Source organism: Nitrogeniibacter mangrovi (assembly GCF_010983895.1).
In the GTDB taxonomy this organism is placed as follows: Bacteria; Pseudomonadota; Gammaproteobacteria; order Burkholderiales; family Rhodocyclaceae; genus Nitrogeniibacter; species Nitrogeniibacter mangrovi.
Genome location: NZ_CP048836.1, coordinates 757,459 through 776,179 on the forward strand (window position 1 = coordinate 757,459; position 18,721 = coordinate 776,179).

The window sequence follows — 18,721 nt, forward strand, 5'->3', positions numbered from 1 at the left end:
ACGATGCCGCACGATCCGCGGCACGACGTGATCTTCGTCGGCTACCAGGCCCGCGGCACGCCGGGTGAGGCCATCCAGACCTGGGGCCCACGGGGCGGCTACGTGGAGCTGGATGGCGAGCGCATCGTCATCCGCGCGGGGGGGCGACCCTGTCCGGCTATTCAGCGCATGCGGATCAGGACGGGCTGGTGCGCTTCGTCAAGGGCATGCGCCGCTGGCCGGCCGAGGTGCGCCTGATCCATGGCGACGCCGACGCCGACGCCCGATATGCTCTCGCGGCGCGCCTGCGCGCCGAGACCGGGAGCCGGATCGCGGTGTTCAACGGCTGATGCGCGGCATGGCGGGGCGTCGGAAAAATGGCGTCACAGTCTTACAATGGCAGCGTGTGATAAGGTAATTGCTGCTTTGCACAATGACAATGGAGTTGATTTTCGGATGGTCGTGTGACTGCCCGGATGACAGGAAGATATGACCAAAGGAATGATTCTTGCTGCGGGGCAGGGCACGCGTGTCCGCCCCCTGACCTCGCAACTGCCCAAGCCCATGGTGCCGATTCTCGGCAAGCCGGTGATGGAGTACCTCATCGAGCACCTGGCCCGTTACGGGGTCGAGGACATCATGGTCAATGTGGCCTTCAATCACTGGAAGATCGAGAACTACTTTGGTGACGGCCGGCGCTGGGGCGTCAACATTGGCTACTCCTATGAAGGCGCCCGCGAGCACGGCGAGATCGTGCCCAAGGCGGTCGGTTCGGCCGGCGCGCTGCGCAAGATCCAGGATTTCGGCGGTTTCTTCGACGACACGACCCTGGTCATGTGCGGCGACGCGGTGGTCGATCTGGACATCGGCGCAGCCGTCCACGAGCACAAGGCCAAGGGTGCCAAGGCCAGTGTGGTGACGCTGGACGTGCCGCGCGATCAGGTGAAGAACTACGGTGTCGTGGTCACCGACGACGACGGCCGCGTGCAGTCCTTCCAGGAGAAGCCGGCGCCGGAAGAGGCGCTGTCCACCCTGGCGAGCACGGGCATCTACATCCTCGAGCCCGAGGTCATCGACATGGTGCCGCCCGACACGGTCTACGACATCGGCTCGGAGCTGTTCCCAAAGCTGGTGGAAGAGCGCGTGCCCTTCTTTGCGCAGAAGCGCTTCTTCAACTGGATCGACATCGGTCGCCTCGCCGACTACTGGGACGTGTCCCAGCGCGTGCTGCGCGGCGAGGTGGCGCAGATGGACATGCCCGGTCGGGAAGTGAAACCCGGCGTCTGGGTGGGGCTGAACACCTCCATTGCGTGGGACAGCGTGCAGATCGTCGGCCCGGTGTTCATCGGCTCGGGCGTGCGCATCGAGCCCGGGGTGTCCATCCTCGGGCCGACCTGGATCGGACATGGCTCCCATGTGCGCGCCGGCTCGCGCATCGAGCGCTGCATCCTGCAGGAATACACCCGGGTCGGCGAGGGGCAGAGTTTCTCCGAACTGATCGTCTCGCCCCAGTTCTGCGTCGATCGCCAGGGGGTGGCGCATTACCTGGGTGAAGACGATTGCCCCTACCGCTGGGGCGATGCCCGCGGCTGACGACCACGGCGGTTTCAAGCCGTCGCAATGCGTGGGCAGTAGGCTTGGTTGCCTGACCCGGGCACAATGGCGCCCGGGCGAGCATGACCGGCGGTGGGCCGCAATTCGCAGGGCTTTGTGGCCAGCCGGCCTGGCCCCAATAGACAGGAGCAGAAAGACGTGATTCTCGTCACCGGCGGCGCCGGGTTCATCGGCGCCAACTTCGTTCTGGACTGGATCGCCCAGGTGGGCGAGCCGGTGGTCAACCTCGACAAGCTCACCTATGCGGGCAACCTCGAAACCCTCAGGTCGCTGTCGCACGACGGTCGCCATGTGTTCGTCCAGGGCGACATCTGCGATCGCGGTTTGGTCGATGCCCTGCTGGCCGAGCACCGGCCCCGGGCCATCGTGCATTTCGCCGCCGAAAGCCATGTGGACCGCTCCATCCTCGGGCCGGCGGAGTTCGTGCGCACCAACGTGGAAGGCACCTTCACCCTGCTGGAAGCGGCACGTGCCTATTGGGGGGCGCTGGAGGGCGCAGGGAAGGCGGACTTCCGCTTCCTGCACGTGAGCACCGATGAAGTCTATGGGTCGCTGGCGGCCGACGCCCCGGCCTTCACCGAAACCCACCCGTACGAGCCCAACAGTCCGTATTCGGCCAGCAAGGCGGCCAGCGACCATCTGGTGCGGGCCTGGTATCACACCTACGGGCTGCCGGTGCTGACCACCAACTGCTCGAACAACTACGGGCCCTACCAGTTTCCGGAAAAGCTCATCCCGCTCATGATCGTCAATGCGCTGGCGGGCAAGGCCCTGCCGATCTACGGGGACGGCATGAACGTGCGCGACTGGCTGTACGTGAAGGACCACTGCAGTGCCATCCGCACCGTGCTGGCCCGCGGCCGGCTCGGCGAGACCTACAACGTGGGCGGCTGGAACGAGATGGCCAACGTCGACATCGTGAACACCCTGTGCGCCATCCTCGACGAGTTGCGCCCCGGCACCGGCAGCTACGCCGACCAGATCACCTACGTGAAGGACCGTCCCGGCCACGACCGGCGCTACGCCATCGATGCGCGCAAGATCGAGCGCGAACTGGGCTGGCGTCCGGCCGAGACCTTCGAGACCGGCATCCGCAAGACCGTGCAGTGGTATCTGGACAACGAGACCTGGATCGCCAACGTTCAGAGCGGCGCCTACCGCGACTGGGTGGCCGCCAACTACGCCGACCGCTGAAGGGACACAATCATGGCAACGACCTCGGCCCGCAAGGGCATCATCCTCGCCGGCGGCTCGGGCACCCGGCTGCATCCGGCGACCCTGGCCGTCTCAAAGCAACTGATCCCGGTCTACGACAAGCCGATGATCTACTATCCGCTGACCACGCTCATGCTGGCCGGCATCCGCGACATCCTGGTCATCTCCACGCCCCAGGACACGCCGCGTTTCGAGCAGCTGCTGGGTGACGGCAGCCAGTGGGGCCTGAATCTGCGCTACGCCGTCCAGCCCAGTCCCGACGGGCTCGCGCAGGCCTTCATCATCGGCGCCGATTTCGTCGGCAACGGCCCCAGCGCCCTGGTGCTGGGCGACAACCTGTTCTACGGCCACGACTTCGCCAAGGGGCTCACGAGCGCCGATGCCCGTGCGGACGGGGCCACCGTGTTCGCCTATCCGGTGCACGACCCGGAGCGTTATGGCGTGGTCGAGTTCGACGCCGAAGGCCGCGCCATCAGCCTCGAGGAGAAGCCGCTCAAGCCCAAGAGCCGCTACGCCGTCACCGGCCTGTACTTCTACGACGCCCAGGTGGTGGACATCGCGCGCGGGCTCAAGCCCAGCGCCCGGGGCGAACTCGAGATCACCGATGTGAACCGCCATTACCTGGAGCAGGGCCGGCTCGATGTGCAGGTGATGGGCCGCGGCCATGCCTGGCTCGACACCGGCACGCACGAGAGCCTGATCGAGGCCAGCCAGTTCATTCAAGTCATCGAGAAGCGCCAGGGCCTCAAGGTGGGCAGCCCCGAGGAGATCGCCTGGCGGCGCGGCTGGATTTCGAGCGAGCAACTCGCCACCCTGGCGGCACCGCTGGCCAAGAACGGCTACGGACAGTATCTGCAGCGCATCCTCCAGGAACAGGTGTTCTGATGCATGTGATCGCGACCGAGATCGAGGACGTCAAGATCATCGAACCGGAGGTGTTCGGCGATCTGCGCGGTTTCTTCATGGAAAGCTTCAACGCCCGGCGCTTCGCCGAGGCCACCGGGGTGGACCTGCCCTTCGTGCAGGACAACCATTCGCGCAGTCAGCATGGCGTGCTGCGCGGGCTGCACTACCAGATTCGTCAGCCGCAAGGGAAGCTCGTGCGTGTGGTGCGCGGGGCGGTGTTCGATGTGGCGGTGGATATGCGCCGCCGCTCGTCCACCTTCGGCGCCTGGGTCGGTGTCGAGCTGACCGAGGACAACAACCGTCAGCTGTGGGTGCCGCCGGGGTTCGCCCATGGCTTCCTGGTGCTCTCCGCGAGCGCCGATTTCCTCTACAAGACCACCGACTACTACGCCCCAGAGCATGAACGCAGCGTGCTCTGGAATGATCCGGACATCGGCATCGAATGGCCGTTGCAGGGCGAACCGCTGCTCTCGGCCAAGGACCGGGCCGGGGTGCCGCTCAAGGACGCCGAGGTGTTCGCATGAAGTTGCTGGTGACCGGGGCGACCGGCCAGGTGGGCTGGGAGCTGGCGCGCAGCCTCATGCCGCTGGGCGAGGTGGTGGCGCTGGATCGGGCCGCCTGCGACCTGTCGGCGCCGCATACGCTGGCTGCGGTGGTCGATCGGCATGCGCCCGACGTGATCGTCAATGCCGCCGCCTACACCGCGGTGGACCGGGCCGAGTCCGAACCGGAGCTGGCCCATACCGTCAATGGCGAGGCGGTCGGCGAACTGGCCCGCGCGGCCCGGCGTCACGGGGCGCTGTTGATTCACTATTCGACCGACTACGTGTTCGACGGTACCCAGACGCGGCCGTACACCGAGGATGACCCGACCTGTCCGGTCAACGCCTATGGTCACAGCAAGCTGGCCGGTGAAGCGGCCATCGAGGCGGCCGGCTGCGATGCCCTGATCCTGCGCACCACCTGGGTCTATGCGGCACGGGGCAAGAACTTCGTCGCCACCATGCTGCGCCTGTTCGCCGAGCGCGAACGCCTCTCGGTCGTGGCCGACCAGTTCGGCGCGCCGACCTGGGCGCGCAACATCGCCGATGCGAGCGCGCACCTGGTGCACTGGGCCGAGGCGGAGCGCGCTTCCGCAGGGCGCTGCTGCCATCGCTTCAACCTGAGCGCGGCCGGGCGCACCTCCTGGCACGGGTTCGCCACCGAGATCCTGGCGCAGGCCAAGGTGCTGTGGCCGGAGCATGAGTGGCAGGTCACCGGCATCGACGCGATTCCGAGCGAAGCCTATCCGGTGCCGGCGGCGCGCCCCGCCAACTCCTGCCTCGATGCCACTCGTCTTCGACGCCTCACCGGGTTAAGCTTGCCCGATTGGGCGCATGCCCTGAATGCCTGCTTGAGGGACATGGCGCATCGATGAGTGGATTCGGCGATTTTGCCCGCAACGCGCGGGAACTGGAGCAGGCGCTGGTGCGCCACGGCGTGGCCCTGGGGATCGACTGGAGCGACGAGCGCGCGGTGCGGGCGTTGGCGGTGGAGGCGATGCAGTGCTGCCGGACCGGCAGCATCGTGGAGTACATGCGCTCGACCGATCCGCACCAACGGGCCAAGGGACAGATCTTCGCCATGGCCAACCTCATGCTAAAACTCATGACCTCGAGCGCCAACACCGGCGTGCACACCCATGGCGGCCCCGCCTGGAAGGCCTTCGCGCGGGCGCTGTACGCGCTGGACGATGCCGGCGGCAAGCCGTCAGAGTGAACTAGTCCATTTGCATAAATACGTATTCGTCATAGTCTCAGAGGCTCCACACCAAGGAGACTGACGAATGAAGAACCTGATTTTCCTTACCTTTCTGGCCTCGCCGGCGCTCGTCCCGGCCGTTGCGACGGCCGCTCCCGCGCCGGGCGATCTCGCTTTTGTCGCCTTCAATGCCGACGAGGACGGATTCGCGATCACCAGCTTTGTGGACCTCGCGGCCGGCGAGCAATTGTTCGTGACCGACAAGGAATGGAACGCGCTGCCCGTTCAGGTCGGCGGGGATTTCACCGCGGGCGAGGGGGTGCTGGCGTGGACGCTCGACACCGGCCTGACCGCCGGCAGCGTGGTGCGCTTCTCGGCGGTCAATTCGTCCGCCGACGTGGCCGTGAGCACCGGGTCGATCGCCCGTTCGGGCAGTTTCTCCCTGGCCACCAAGGATGAATCCGTGATCCTGTATCGGGCCGGCACGAGTGGGCCGATCCCGCTCGCGGCCCTCGGTATGGGTGGCGGACTGTCCGGCCAGTTGTTGGGTGCGGGGCTCGATGCGGCCACCACTGCCTTCTCCAGCCGGGTGGATTTCGCCGAGTACGTGGGGCCGCGCAGTGGTCTGGGCGCACTGTCGGATTACGGCCCGCTGGTGTTCGACGCCGGCCAGTGGCTGGCGCGCAGCGCCACCGACGAGGCCGCCACGGTGCCGGATCTGACCGCGTTCACCGCAGTGGCGGCCCCCGTGCCCGAGCCGGGCAGCTACGCCATGTTCCTGGGCGGGCTGGGGCTGCTCACCGTGATGGCGCGCCGGCGCCGGGCGGTCTGAGTCGAGACGGCCCGAGCATGACAAAGGCGCCCCGCGGGGCGCCTTTGTCATGGGCGTGCGCCGGCGTGTCAGGGCAGGCGGTGCTCGTTCGCGTACAGATCCTCGACCCGCTCGCGCTCGCGAATCGCGTAGCAGACCTCGCCGTCCACCATGACCTCGGCGGCGCGGGGGCGGGTGTTGTAATTGGACGCCATGGTCATGCCATAGGCGCCGGCCGAGAGAATCGCGAGCAGGTCGCCGGCCCGCACCGCCAGTTGCCGGTCACGGGCGAGAAAGTCGCCACTCTCGCAGATCGGGCCGACCACGTCGTAGGTCTGTGCCGGCGTGTCGCTGCGTTGCACCGGGACCACCGCGTGATAGGCGTCATACAGTGCCGGGCGCGCCAGATCGTTCATGGCCGCGTCCACGATGGCGAAATGCTTTTCCTCGCCGTGCTTGAGAAACTCCACGCGCGTCAGCAGCAGGCCGGCGTTGCCGATCAGCGAGCGGCCCGGTTCGAGATGGAGGGCTTCCGGGCGGCCGGCAAGGACCTCGAGCACCGGGGCGAGGAAGCGGGTGGCACCCGGGAGTATTTCGTCGTCGTAGCGGATACCCATGCCACCACCGATGTCGATGTGATCCAGCTCGATGCCGTCCGCGTTGAGCTGTTTGACCAGCGCCAGGACACGCTCGGCGGCCTCGGCGACCGGCGCCGGATCGAGTAGTTGCGAGCCGATGTGGGAGGCGATGCCGCAGACCGCAATGCCGTCCATCGTCGCCGCGCGACGGTACAGCGCGCGCGCGTCGCTGTAGGCGACACCGAACTTGTTGGCCTTGAGACCGGTCGAGATGTAGGGATGGGTCTTGGGATCGACGTCGGGATTGACGCGGAAGGCGATCGGCGCGGTCTTGCCCATCGCGCGCGCGGTGGTGTCGAGGCGATCCAGTTCTTCGGGCGATTCGATGTTGAAGCAGCCGATGCAGGCATCGAGGGCGAGGCGAATTTCGTCGACGGTTTTGCCGACCCCGGAGAACACCACCTTGGCCGGATCGCCGCCCGCGGCCAGCACCCGCTTGAGCTCGCCGCCGGAGACGATGTCGAAGCCGGCGCCGAGGCGGGCGAAAGCGTCGAGAATGCCCAGGTTGGAATTGGCCTTGACGGCGTAACAGATGGTCGCGCGCCGGCCGGCGAGCGCCTGCTCATAGGCATGGTAGGCGTCGGTCAGGGCCTGGCGCGAGTAGACATAAGTGGGGGTGCCGAAGCGTTCGGCGATCTCGCTCAGGGCGACCGATTCGATCAGGAGCGAATCGTCGCCGTGGAGCGTGGAGATGGGAAAATCGGTCATCGGCTCGGTTCTTGTGGGGCGGGTTTGCTACCATCCGCAGCGCCGATGTCGGGGCGCTCGGGCATGAACAGGGCGCCCTTGATGCCGCAGGCGCCCAGCAGTGCGATCAGGAGCAAAGTGGTGGCAAGGCGGGTTGCGGTCATGGGATCGTCGGCTCAAAAAGGGAAAATCGTAGCAGAAATGGGGAGTGCAAATGGATGAGTCGGTCTTTGTGAATGTGGCGGAAAAGGAATTGACGCACATCGAGGAGGCGCTCGAAGCCTGCGGCGCCGAGATCGATATCGAGCCGCAGCCCGGCGGAATCCTGGCGCTGACCTTCGAGGACGACAGCCAGATCATCATCAACCGCCATGTGGCGGCGCGGGAGATCTGGGTGGCGGCACGCAGCGGCGGGTTTCACTTCCGCCCCGAGAACGGGGCCTGGATCAATACCCGCGGCGGCGAGGAACTGTATGCGCTGCTGTCCCGGGTGGTGAGCGAGCAGGCCGGCGAAGCGGTGACGCTCACGCCCGCCTGAATACCACTCACTGCTGCGGCATGGGCCGGATCATGGGCCGTGGCGCGGCTTCGAGTACGGGTGCCGGCGTCGGGCGCAGATCCTCGACCGGCGCCGGTGGTTGCACGCGTGGCTTGATCTTGATCGGCTGCTGTGTGGGCGGATTGTCGCCGAACAGTCCGCCCGGGAAGGCGGGGATCACCTCGGATGGGGCGTCCATGGGGCGTGTGGCGTGTTCGAGCAGGTCGTCCGGCAGTTCGGGCGGAACGGGCGGCTCGTTTTCGGCATAGACCCAGTCCGGCTCGATCCCCTCGACCGCAGCGACGCGTTCCAGGCGCGCGGGCTTGGGCAGTTCCTTCTCCGGCCGGTCCTTGAGCGCCACCTTCATGTAGTCGATCCAGATCGGCAGGGCGGCCCGGCTGCCGGTCTCGCCGCGGCCGAGATTGCTCGGCTTGTCGAAACCGACCCAGGAGATGGCGACCACGTCGGGATTGAAGCCGCAGAACCAGGCGTCCACGTAGTCGTTGGTGGTCCCGGTCTTGCCGGCCAGATCGCTGCGTCCCAGCGATTTGGCACGGGCACCGGTGCCCGCGCTGACCACCTCGCGCAGCATCGAATCCATCACGAAGGCGTTGCGCTCGTCGATCACGCGGGCGGCGGACTTGCCCGCCACCGGCGGATCGACTCGTGCCAGCACCTTGCCCTCGACGTCGCGGATCTCCTTGATCACGTAGGGCTGCACCCGGTAGCCGCCGTTGGCGAAGACGGCATAACCGGTGGCCATCTGCCAGGGCGTCGCCTCGCCGGCGCCCAGCGCCATGGTGAGGTAGGCGGGCGTGTGCTCGGGCTGGAAGCCAAAACGGGTGGCAAAGTCCTGCGCGTAGTCGGTGCCGATGGACTGTAGCAGCCGGATGGACACCATGTTCTTGGATTTTGCCAGCGCCCGGCGCAGGGTCATCGGCCCTTCGTATTTGTGGTCGTAGTTGGCCGGCTCCCAGGCCTGGGTACCGGTGACGCCGGGGGGGAAGTAGAGCGGTTCGTCTTCCACATAGCTGCCGGGGCTGTAGCCGCGTTCCAGAGCGGCCGAATACACGAAGGGCTTGAAGCTCGAGCCCGGTTGGCGGTAGGCCTGGGTGGCGTGGTTGAACTTGTTGTGGAAGTAGTCGAAACCACCCACGAGGGCGCGCACGGCGCCATCGTCGGCATTGATTGCGATCAGGGCACCCTCGACATGGGGCATCTGCAGGATGGTCCAGCCGAGTTTCGGGTCCTTGCGGATGCGGACGATGGCGCCCGGGCGAATGCGTTTGGCCGCCGGGGCCTTGTCCTGGAGCATCGGGGCGGCGAAGCTCAGCGCCTTGCCGTCGATCTTGATCTGCTGGCCGTTGCGATAGACGGTGACCGACTTGGGTGAGGCGGCGACCACCACGGCGCCAACCAAATCGCCATAGTCGGAGGTGTCGTCGAGGGCCTCGTCCATCGCGTCGGTGCGTGCGTCGCCGGCCGGAGGCAGGTCGATGAAGCGCTCGGGGCCGCGATAGCCATGGCGGCGATCATAGGCCAGCAGACCGTCCCGCAGACCTTCGTAGGCGGCTTCCTGTTCCTTCTTGGTGATGGTCGTGATGATGTTGATGCCCAGCTCGTAGGCCTTGTCATCGAACTGTTCCACGGCGATCTGGCGCGCCATTTCCGCCACGTAGTCGGCATGGACGGTCGAGGCCTCGTTCTTGTCCACGGCGACGGCCTTGAAGGGCTCGGCCGCTGCCGCGTCCATCTCCGCCTGGGTGATGAAGCCCAGTTCGCGCATGCGTCGCAGGACGTACTGCTGACGCAGGCGCGCCCGCTTGGGGTTGACCACCGGGTTGTAGCGCGAGGGCGCCTTGGGCAGGCCGGCGAGCATGGCGGCCTCGCCAACGCTCAGTTCCGCCAGCGGCTTGCCGTAATAAGTCTTGGCGGCAGCCGAGAAGCCATAGGAGCGGCGGCCCAGGTAGATCTGGTTGATGTACAGACCGAGGATCTGGTCCTTGGTGAGGTTCTGCTCGATCTTCAGGGACAGCAGGATCTCGTAGATCTTGCGGGTGAAGGTCTTCTCGCGGGTCAGGAAGAAGTTCCGCGCGACCTGCATGGTGATCGTGGAGGCGCCCTGGCCGCGTCCGCCGGAGACGACGTTGGCGACGGCGGCGCGCGCAATCCCCTGCACGTCGATGCCGGGGTGCTCGTAAAAGCGCTCATCTTCTGCGGCGAGGATGGCGTGCTTGAGCACCTCCGGCACCTCGCTGATATCGACGAAATTGCGGCGTTCCTCGCCGTATTCGCCGATCAGGAAACCGTCGGATGTATAGATCCTCAGCGGGATCTTGGGCCGGTAGTCGGTCAGGATCTCGAGGGAGGGGAGTTTGGGCCAGGCGAAGGCGACAACGGCGGCAATCGTGGCGGCGCCCATCACGGCAAGAGCGATGAGGGCGAAAAACGGGTAAAGAACCCAGCGCATGCGTCGTAAGTATCTTGGAAGTAAGTCGGGCAATTATACGTTTTGCGGCGTGGAGGCTCCAATCTGCGAATGGCATAGAACGTTGTTTACACATGTCATGGTTGTTGCTAGCATTGAAGCTGTTTTTTACATGTTGCGCCTAACATGAAGAAATTTAAGGATTTTCTTTGTGATTGACTTCTCGGTTTTTAACCCGAAGGCGCGCCCCTTGGTCGGGCTCGATATTTCTTCCTCATCGGTCAAGCTGGTCGAGTTGTCCGGGGGTGCCAAGGAAGGAATTCGCATTGAGCGCTACGCCATTGAGTCGCTGCCGCGTGACGCGGTCTCCGACGGCAATGTGGTCAACCTGGATGCGGTGGGGGATACCATCAAGCGAGCGTTGAGGCGCATGGGGGCCGGCGTCAAGCAGGTTGCGATGGCGCTGCCCGCGTCGGCCGTCATCACCAAGAAGATCCTGCTGCCGGATGGTCTGCGGGAGCAGGAGATGGAAGTGCAGGTCGAGGCCGAAGCCAACCAGTACATCCCCTTCGCGCTCGACGAGGTGAATCTCGATTTCCAGGTGCTGGGCGAGTCGCCCGACGCGGCCGGGGAGCTTGAAGTCCTGATTGCCGCCTCCCGCAAGGAAAAAGTCGAGGATCGCGTCGCCGCCGCCGAATCCGCCGGACTCAAGGCGGTCATCATGGATGTCGAATCCTTTGCCGCCCAGTCCGCGTTCGAATACGTGGCACGGCAACTGCCGGATCAGGGCAAGGGCAGCATCATCGCCCTGGTCGACATCGGTGCCAACCTGCTCAATGTGACGGTGTTGCGGGATGGGCAGCAGATCTATGCCCGGGAGCAAGCCTTTGGTGGTCAGCAGCTCACCCAGGACATCGCCCGCCACTACGGCATGAGCGTCGAGGAGGCTGAGGCGGCCAAGCGGTCAGGCAGTCTGCCGGAGAATTATGCCTCCGAGTTGCTGCGTCCGTTCATGGATTCGCTTGCGCTCGAAGTGTCGCGCGCCCTGCAGTTCTTCTTTACGTCCACACAGTTCAATCAGGTCGACCACATCGTGCTCGCCGGCGGCTGTTCCGTCATCCCGGGGCTGGCCGAGGTGGTTGGCGGTCGTACACAGGTGGATACGATCGTGGCCAATCCCTTCGCGAAGATGCAGCTGTCGTCGAAGGTGCGGCCGAAAAATCTCATGGCTGATGCACCTTCATTGCTGGTGGCATGCGGTCTTGCTTTGCGGAGGTTCGATTCATGATCCGGATCAACCTGCTGCCCCACCGGGAGGAGGCGCGCAAGCAGCGCCGTCAGGGGTTCTACGGCCTGGCTCTTGGCATGATCGTTTTGGGGGCATTGGTCGGTGTCGTCGTCAGCATGATCATCGGGGGCTTTGTCGACGCTCAGGAAGCGAAGAACAATTTCCTCAAGACGGAAATCGCCAAGCTGGACAAGGATATTGCCGAAATCAAGCGGCTCAAGGGGCAGATCAATGCCCTGCTGGCGCGCAAGCAGGTCATCGAGTCGCTGCAGAGTCACCGCGCGGAGACTGTGCATCTGTTCAATGAACTGGCCCGCCAGACGCCCGAAGGCGTCTATCTCAAGTCCATCAAACAGGAAGGGCTGAAGGTGACGCTGAACGGATATGCCCAGTCGAACGCGCGCGTCTCGACGCTGATGCGTAATCTCGACGGCTCCGAGTTCCTCGAGAAGCCCAACCTCATCGAGGTCAAGTCCGATCAGGTCGATGACCGGAGGGTGAGCAATTTCACCCTGCAGATCAGCCTCGAGCGCAAATCGGATGCTGAGGACGAGAAGGGCAAGGGAGGTCGGAAGTGAAGAACGAAAACCTCAAGTCGAGGCCGGCCGCTCAGTTTGATTTCCAACGTTTCGTCGATGATTTCAAAGGTCTGGATCCCAACGATCCCGGGGTGTGGCCGCTGGGGCCGCGCGTCGTCGTGCTCATCGCCATTCTTGTAGCTACCATTGCCGGCGCGTGGTGGTTCTTCTGGCAGGACCAGGTCGATCTGCTCAAACAGCGCCAGGCCGAAGAACTGACGCTGAGAGATGAATGGGTGCAGAAGAAGCGCCAGTCGGTGAACCTCGACGAGCACCTGAAACAGCTGGCCGAAATCGACCGGCAGTTCGGCGCCTTGCTGCGCCAACTGCCCAACCGGGCCGAAATGGACTCTCTGCTGGCCGACATCAACCAGGCTGGTCTGGGGCGTGGCCTGTTGTTCGAGCTGTTCAAACCGGGGGGCGACATCGTCAAGGAGTTCTACGCCGAAATGCCCATCGCGGTCCGAGTGGTCGGCAACTACCACGACCTGGGCGAATTTGCGGCGGATGTGGCGAAGATGCCGCGCATCGTGACCCTCAACAACGTCTCGATCGACCGGCCGAAGCCCGGTGAGCCCCTGAAAATGGATGCCACGGCCGTGACCTACCGCTATCTCGACGAAGATGAGCTCGCGGCGCAACGCCAGGCCAAGGCCAAGGCGGCCAAACCGAGATGAGTGCCCCCATGAAGAAGCTACTGATACTCATGCCGTTGGTCCTTCTCGTGGGGTGCAGCGGCGATCAGGAAGACCTGCGTGCCTGGATGACGCGCCAGGAGGCGGGTATGAAGGGGCAGGTCAAGCCCTTGCCCGACATCAAGCCGTTTCCCCAGGTTGATTACGAGGTCGCGACGGTGCAGTCGCCGTTCGATCCGGAAAAGTTCGTGGCACCGACCTCCGTGGTGGGCGGTCCCCGTCCGGATGTGAACCGGCAGCGCGAGCCCCTGGAAGCCTACCCGCTTGAATCGTTGAAGATGGTGGGCGCCATGATGAAGAAGGGTTCCGCTCATGCCTTGGTTGATGCGGGTGGCAGCATCTACCAGGTGCGCGTCGGCAATTACATGGGGCAGAACTTTGGCGTGGTCACGAACATCACGGAAACGGAGATCCAGCTGAAAGAGCTGGTTGAAGACTTGAACGGCGACTGGGTCGAGAGAACGAGTGCGCTGTACTTGCAGGAGCAGCAGGAGACGACGCAATGAAGTGGAACAAGAATGTATTGCTGGTTGCTGCCGGCCTGTTGATGGCTCACGTGGGTATGCCCGCGTTCGGCCAGGCGGCGCAGGTGCAGAAAGCCGAGGCGGCGAACAAGATCGAGGCACTTGATGTCTCTCGACAGGGCGCCGATATCTTCGTGAAGGTCCGGCTCAAGGAGCCGCTGGCCCAGCCTCCGGCCAGTTTCAGCGTTGCCAGTCCGGCGCGCATTGCCTTCGATTTTCCGGGGACGGGAAATGCGCTGGGACGGAACGTGCAGGAAATCGCCGAAGGCGACCTGCGCAGCGCCAACATCGTCCAGGTGGGCGACCGGACCCGGCTGGTGCTCAACCTGCTGAAGATGACGCCCTATGACACGTCCGTGAACGGCAACGACGTTGTGATTGCGCTGTCACCCGTGCGTCGGGAGCCGTCCGATCTGCGCCCGTCGGATAAACCGTTTGCGAGCTTCGCGCCGAGCAAGGAAAGCCCCAATGCGGTTTCGAAGAGCATTCGCGATATCAACTTCCGCCGCGGCGTCGATGGCGAGGGGCGTATTGTCGTCCAGCTGAGCGATCCGGATACGGGTATCGACATTCGTCAGCAGGGACAAAACCTGATCGTCGACTTCCTGAAAACTTCGTTGCCGGGCAGTCTGCAGCGTAAGTCGGATGTCACCGACTTTGCGACGCCTGTTACCGAATTCACGGCGCAAGCCCAAGGCGAGAATACGCGGCTGGTGGTCAAACCCAACGGGTTGTGGGAACACAACGCCTATCAGAGTGACAACCAGTTCGTGCTGGAGGTGAAGCGAGTTGTCGAGGATCCGAAGAAGCTGATTCAGGGCGGCGGCAAGGGGAAGTACCAAGGTGAGAAGCTGTCGCTGAACTTCCAGAACATCGATGTGCGCTCGGTACTCCAGGTCATTGCCGACTTCACCAACTTCAACATCATCACCAGCGATACCGTTCAGGGCAGTTTGACGCTGCGCTTGAAAGACGTGCCCTGGGATCAGGCGTTGGACATCATTCTTCAGGCGAAAGGACTCGACAAGCGCAAACACGGCAACGTGATCTGGATCGCGCCGCGAGATGAGATCGCCGCTCGCGAGAAGTTGGAGCTTGAGTCGCTGCAGCAAATTGGCGACCTGGAGCCGCTGAAAACCGAAAGCTTCCAGATCAACTATCACGACGCAAAGGCGATCTTCGACTTCCTCAAGAACAAGGATCAGACGGTCTTGTCGAAGCGTGGCAGCGTGATTGTCGATACCCGCAGTAACAAGGTCTTCGTGACCGATGTCTCCAGTCGGCTCGATGATCTGCGCAGGTTGATACAGGAAATCGATGTGCCGCCTCGGCAGGTGTTGATCGAAGCCAGGATCGTAGAAGCCCAAAAAGGGTTTGCCAAGGATCTTGGCGCGAGGCTGGGCGTTCATCAGCGGGATGCAACGGCAGGGAGTTCCGGCTTCCGTACCGTGATTGGCGGCAGCCTTCTGGATACCGGGTTTCATACTGGCCAGGTCGCCGATACGCCCAACTTCCTGGCGGACAGTCTGAGCGTGAACATGCCTGCTTCGCCGTCAACTGGCACAGCAGGGGCGTTTTCGTTCATTCTCGCGAATAGCGCTTTGACGCGATTTCTCAATCTCGAAATATCTGCGCTTGAAGCTGACAATCGTGGGCGGGTCATTTCCAGCCCGCGTGTCATGACGGCCAATCAGGTCGAGGCGGTCATGGAGCAGGGGACGGAAATTCCGTACCAGCAGGCGACGAGTTCAGGTGCGACCAGTGTCCAGTTCCGGAAGGCGGTGTTGTCTCTGAAAGTGAAGCCCAACATCACACCGGATGGTCGGGTGCAACTGTATCTTGAAGTCAATAAGGACACCCCGGGGGAAACGGTGCCTGGGGGCGTTGCCATTGACACGAAGCACGTGAAGACCGAGGTGATGGTCGAAAACGGCGGCACGGTGGTGATCGGTGGGGTTTATGAAGAGACTGAATCCAGCAAGGTTCAACGTGTGCCTTTGCTGGGTGAGATCCCTGTCCTCGGGGCGTTGTTCCGAAACAAGCAGAATATATCCGAGCGCAGCGAGCTGCTCGTCTTCATCACGCCAAAGATTGTGACCCAGGCGCTCTCTCTGCGTTGATTCGATGGTGTCAGCTGACGTATCGCCGGCTGGCGCCGCTCTTGCTGCATCGTTGCCCTGCATCGTCCTGGTCGGGATGATGGGGGCGGGGAAGACGACGGTCGGACGCGAACTTGCCAAGCGTCTCGGCCGTCGTTTCGTTGACAGCGATCACGAGATCGTGGCGCGCACCGGGGTGACGATTCCGGTGATCTTCGATGTCGAGGGTGAGGCGGGGTTTCGCCGGCGCGAGACCGAGGTGATCGACGCGCTCTCGCGGGATTCGGGCGTGGTACTGGCGACGGGTGGTGGCGCGGTGCTCGCCCCGGAAAATCGCCAGATGCTCCGCGATCGGTGTGTCGTCGTCTATCTCGACGTACCGCCGCACACCCTGTGGGAGCGGACCCGTCATGACCGGAATCGCCCGCTCCTGCAGGTCGAAGATCCGCGCGGAAAGATCGAATCCCTGTACAAGGCGCGCGATCCGTTCTATCGCGAAGTGGCGCATGTGGTTGTGGGCGGCGGTCGCGGCAGTGCAAAATCGATGCTCCGCAAGATCGAAAAGGCTTTGCAAGAGCAATGCGCAAGTTGACCGTATCGCTGGGTGAAAGAAGTTACGCCATTCTCATTGGCCGTGGATTGCTCGATCAGGGCGCGCTGATCGCGGAGGTGGTCCGCGCGCCGCGGGTGGCAATCGTCACCAACGAGACGGTGGCCCCGTTGTATCTGTCGCGGCTCGAAGGAGCCCTGTCTGCGCAGGGCATCGAGTCTCGCGCCATCGTGTTGCCGGATGGCGAGGCGTTCAAAAATCTCGACACCCTGAACACCATCTTCGACGGCTTGCTGCGCGGCTTGTGCGATCGCAGTACGACCGTGATCGCCCTGGGTGGTGGGGTGATCGGCGACATGGCCGGTTTCGCCGCTGCCACCTATCAGCGTGGTGTCGACTTCGTACAGATCCCGACTACCTTGCTGGCGCAGGTGGATTCGAGCGTCGGTGGCAAGACCGCCGTCAATCATCCGCTCGGAAAGAACATGATCGGCGCCTTCCACCAGCCGCGACGGGTGATCGCCGATACGGACACCCTGTCGACCCTGCCGGATCGTGAGCTCCGGGCCGGTCTGGCCGAAGTGATCAAGTACGGCCTGATCCGCGACGCGGATTTCTTCGACTGGCTCGAGGCTCACATGGACGGATTGCTGGGCCGCGACCCGACCTTGCTCTCCGAAGCCATCGAGCGCTCGTGCGCCAACAAGGCGAAGATCGTGGCCGAAGACGAGACCGAACGCGGGGTGCGCGCCCTGCTGAATCTCGGTCATACCTTCGGGCATGCCATCGAGGCGGGCCTGGGCTATGGAGAGTGGCTCCACGGGGAGGCGGTCGGGGCGGGCATGGTGATGGCGGCGCGGCTGTCGCAAGGGCTTGGATACCTGTCTTCAGAGCAGTGTGAGCGCGCGGTGGCGCTCATCGCCGATGCCGGGCTGCCCGTGACCGGGCCGGCCCTGGGGGCGGATCGTTATCTGGCGCTGATGGCACACGACAAGAAGGTCGAGGCCGGACGCCTGCGGCTGGTCCTGTTGCGCGACATCGGTGATGCGGAAATCTTCGCCGATGTGCCCGCCGACCAGATTCGCGCGGCCATTGCGCAGTGTTGTGTCGCATGAGCGGCCTGGCCCAGTACGCGGTCGACGAGTCGTGTTCTCGCGGGCGGATGCATGCCGAGCCGGCGCCTGCCGCGCGAGGGGAGTTCCAGCGTGATCGCGATCGCATCGTCCATTCGACGGCCTTTCGTCGGCTCGAATACAAGACGCAGGTCTTCGTCAATCATGAGGGCGATCTGTTTCGCACGCGGCTGACGCACAGCATCGAGGTCGCCCAGATCACCCGCTCCCTGGCGCGGGCGCTCTTGCTCAACGAGGATCTGGCCGAGGCGATCGCGCTCGCCCACGATCTGGGGCATACGCCCTTCGGGCATGCCGGCCAGACCGCCCTCAACGACTGCATGCGGCCCTACGGCGGATTCGAGCACAATCTGCAGTCGTTGCGCACGGTGGAGCTCCTCGAAGAGCGCTATGCCCGTTTCGACGGTCTCAATCTCATGTACGAGACCCGGGAGGGTATTCTCAAGCATTGTTCGCGGGCGAACGCAAAGCAGCTGGGCGAGCTCGGCGAGCGTTTCCTGAAAGGCGAGCAGCCGTGCCTCGAGGCGCAGCTGGCCAACCTCGCCGACGAGATCGCGTACAACAACCATGACATCGACGATGGCCTGCGCTCCGGGCTCATCACGCTGGAGCAGCTGGCGGACGTCGAAGTGTTCGCCGAGCAGCGCGCGCATGTCGAGGGGGCCTATCCGGGTCTGAGCGGTCGCCGGCTGATCCACGAAACCATCCGGCGCATGATCAACCTCATGGCGCTCGATCTCATTGCCCAGACGCGTGCCAACATCGCGACCCACGGCGTGCGCACGCTCGACGAGGTGCGCCGCAGTCCGCGGCTGGTCGCCTACTCCGAAGCGCTTTCCCCGGCGCTGCGCGAGTTGAAGGCCTTTTTGCGTGACAACCTCTACCACCACTACCAGGTGCTGCGCATGACCGACAAGGCCAAGCGCATCATCGGTGACCTGTTCGGCGCGTTCATGGCCGATCCGCGCCTCCTGCCGCCGCAATATCAGCTGCGCGCGGAGGACGATACGCCGCGTGCGATTGCCGACTACATCGCCGGCATGACGGATCGCTACGCGATGAAGGAACACCGGCGCCTGTTCGCAATTGGCGAGATTTATTAAGCCCTTGCAGCGTTTGCGCACTGCAAAAAGGACTTGAACGCGAGGGGCTCGGAAGGTATATTCGAGAGTCCGCCCAATGTGTTCATAACGGCACCCAAGGGTGTGCCGTGGAGAGCCGGCGCGTTAGCGTCCGGCTTTTTTGACGTCTTTCGTGTCCGCATCGCCGGACGGTTCCGGCCCGCCGGTCGAGCGAAA

Annotated in this window: 21 protein-coding genes; 18 read left to right on the forward strand and 3 right to left on the reverse strand. The window is 64.0% G+C overall.

All coding sequences use genetic code 11. The features are described 5' to 3' along the window. Positions 1 to 3: 3 nt before the first annotated feature. The 9 genes from G3580_RS19935 to G3580_RS19945 all read left to right on the forward strand — a co-directional run bounded on the left by G3580_RS19935 (position 4) and on the right by G3580_RS19945 (position 6,286). Positions 4 to 237, forward strand: a complete 234-nt coding sequence (locus G3580_RS19935) for a hypothetical protein (RefSeq protein WP_267313331.1) — start codon at positions 4 to 6, stop codon at positions 235 to 237. Then, complete coding sequence (locus G3580_RS19940) at positions 189 to 329, forward strand: hypothetical protein (RefSeq protein ID WP_267313325.1); 141 nt, start codon at positions 189 to 191, stop codon at positions 327 to 329. The genes G3580_RS19935 and G3580_RS19940 overlap by 49 nt, the downstream gene beginning before the upstream one ends. Positions 330 to 480: 151 nt before the next feature. Then, the gene (locus tag G3580_RS03475) at positions 481 to 1,572 is read left to right on the forward strand and encodes a sugar phosphate nucleotidyltransferase (RefSeq protein ID WP_228720757.1); all 1,092 of its coding nucleotides are present in this window, start codon (positions 481 to 483) and stop codon (positions 1,570 to 1,572) included. Positions 1,573 to 1,731: 159 nt separating this feature from the next. After that, positions 1,732 to 2,787, forward strand: a complete 1,056-nt coding sequence (rfbB, locus tag G3580_RS03480; RefSeq protein ID WP_173763944.1) for a dTDP-glucose 4,6-dehydratase — start codon at positions 1,732 to 1,734, stop codon at positions 2,785 to 2,787. Positions 2,788 to 2,799: 12 nt separating this feature from the next. Further along, positions 2,800 to 3,693 carry a glucose-1-phosphate thymidylyltransferase RfbA gene (rfbA, locus tag G3580_RS03485; RefSeq protein WP_173763945.1) on the forward strand — a complete coding sequence of 298 codons (894 nt, stop codon included), beginning with the start codon at positions 2,800 to 2,802 and terminating at the stop codon, positions 3,691 to 3,693. Beyond that, entirely contained in the window at positions 3,693 to 4,238 is a 546-nt protein-coding gene (gene rfbC, locus G3580_RS03490) for a dTDP-4-dehydrorhamnose 3,5-epimerase (protein WP_173763946.1), read from the forward strand. Before rfbA ends, rfbC begins: the two co-directional genes overlap by 1 nt. Next, positions 4,235 to 5,131 carry a dTDP-4-dehydrorhamnose reductase gene (rfbD, locus tag G3580_RS03495; RefSeq protein WP_173763947.1) on the forward strand — a complete coding sequence of 299 codons (897 nt, stop codon included), beginning with the start codon at positions 4,235 to 4,237 and terminating at the stop codon, positions 5,129 to 5,131. Before rfbC ends, rfbD begins: the two co-directional genes overlap by 4 nt. Next, the gene (locus G3580_RS03500; RefSeq protein WP_173763948.1) at positions 5,128 to 5,472 is read left to right on the forward strand and encodes a hypothetical protein; all 345 of its coding nucleotides are present in this window, start codon (positions 5,128 to 5,130) and stop codon (positions 5,470 to 5,472) included. Before rfbD ends, G3580_RS03500 begins: the two co-directional genes overlap by 4 nt. A gap of 67 nt (positions 5,473 to 5,539) precedes the next feature. Beyond that, complete coding sequence (locus tag G3580_RS19945) at positions 5,540 to 6,286, forward strand: PEP-CTERM sorting domain-containing protein (protein WP_173763949.1); 747 nt, start codon at positions 5,540 to 5,542, stop codon at positions 6,284 to 6,286. 68 nt (positions 6,287 to 6,354) lie between these two features. Here the strand turns inward: G3580_RS19945 and lysA are convergent, their stop codons facing one another. Together lysA and lptM are read right to left on the reverse strand one after the other, a co-directional pair. Continuing rightward, on the reverse strand, positions 6,355 to 7,611 hold the full coding sequence (gene lysA / locus G3580_RS03510; protein WP_173763950.1) for a diaminopimelate decarboxylase: 1,257 nt from the start codon (positions 7,609 to 7,611) through the stop codon (positions 6,355 to 6,357). Next, complete coding sequence (lptM, locus tag G3580_RS03515; RefSeq protein WP_173763951.1) at positions 7,608 to 7,754, reverse strand: LPS translocon maturation chaperone LptM; 147 nt, start codon at positions 7,752 to 7,754, stop codon at positions 7,608 to 7,610. Before lptM ends, lysA begins: the two co-directional genes overlap by 4 nt. Before the next feature lie 50 nt (positions 7,755 to 7,804). Between lptM and cyaY the strand changes: the two genes are divergently transcribed. Continuing rightward, a complete protein-coding gene (cyaY, locus tag G3580_RS03520; RefSeq protein ID WP_173763952.1) occupies positions 7,805 to 8,128 on the forward strand; it encodes an iron donor protein CyaY in 324 nt (107 codons plus the stop codon). A gap of 7 nt (positions 8,129 to 8,135) precedes the next feature. Here cyaY and G3580_RS03525 read toward each other — a convergent pair whose 3' ends face one another. Further along, on the reverse strand, positions 8,136 to 10,598 hold the full coding sequence (locus G3580_RS03525; protein ID WP_173763953.1) for a penicillin-binding protein 1A: 2,463 nt from the start codon (positions 10,596 to 10,598) through the stop codon (positions 8,136 to 8,138). A gap of 169 nt (positions 10,599 to 10,767) precedes the next feature. Here G3580_RS03525 and G3580_RS03530 point away from each other — a divergent pair, with 169 nt between their 5' ends. From G3580_RS03530 to G3580_RS03565, 8 genes are read left to right on the forward strand one after another with little or no spacing between them, the layout of a single operon-like run. Then, positions 10,768 to 11,844 carry a pilus assembly protein PilM gene (locus G3580_RS03530; protein ID WP_173763954.1) on the forward strand — a complete coding sequence of 359 codons (1,077 nt, stop codon included), beginning with the start codon at positions 10,768 to 10,770 and terminating at the stop codon, positions 11,842 to 11,844. Continuing rightward, positions 11,841 to 12,422 carry a PilN domain-containing protein gene (locus tag G3580_RS03535; protein ID WP_173763955.1) on the forward strand — a complete coding sequence of 194 codons (582 nt, stop codon included), beginning with the start codon at positions 11,841 to 11,843 and terminating at the stop codon, positions 12,420 to 12,422. The genes G3580_RS03530 and G3580_RS03535 overlap by 4 nt, the downstream gene beginning before the upstream one ends. Next, a complete protein-coding gene (locus G3580_RS03540) occupies positions 12,419 to 13,099 on the forward strand; it encodes a type IV pilus inner membrane component PilO (RefSeq protein WP_173763956.1) in 681 nt (226 codons plus the stop codon). Before G3580_RS03535 ends, G3580_RS03540 begins: the two co-directional genes overlap by 4 nt. Positions 13,100 to 13,107: 8 nt before the next feature. After that, complete coding sequence (locus G3580_RS03545; protein WP_173763957.1) at positions 13,108 to 13,623, forward strand: pilus assembly protein PilP; 516 nt, start codon at positions 13,108 to 13,110, stop codon at positions 13,621 to 13,623. Next, complete coding sequence (pilQ, locus tag G3580_RS03550) at positions 13,620 to 15,761, forward strand: type IV pilus secretin PilQ (RefSeq protein WP_173763958.1); 2,142 nt, start codon at positions 13,620 to 13,622, stop codon at positions 15,759 to 15,761. The genes G3580_RS03545 and pilQ overlap by 4 nt, the downstream gene beginning before the upstream one ends. Positions 15,762 to 15,765: 4 nt before the next feature. Beyond that, positions 15,766 to 16,332, forward strand: a complete 567-nt coding sequence (locus tag G3580_RS03555) for a shikimate kinase (RefSeq protein WP_173763959.1) — start codon at positions 15,766 to 15,768, stop codon at positions 16,330 to 16,332. Then, the gene (aroB, locus tag G3580_RS03560) at positions 16,320 to 17,405 is read left to right on the forward strand and encodes a 3-dehydroquinate synthase (protein WP_173763960.1); all 1,086 of its coding nucleotides are present in this window, start codon (positions 16,320 to 16,322) and stop codon (positions 17,403 to 17,405) included. The genes G3580_RS03555 and aroB overlap by 13 nt, the downstream gene beginning before the upstream one ends. After that, entirely contained in the window at positions 17,402 to 18,526 is a 1,125-nt protein-coding gene (locus G3580_RS03565; protein ID WP_173763961.1) for a deoxyguanosinetriphosphate triphosphohydrolase, read from the forward strand. Before aroB ends, G3580_RS03565 begins: the two co-directional genes overlap by 4 nt. Positions 18,527 to 18,721 lie beyond the last annotated feature (195 nt).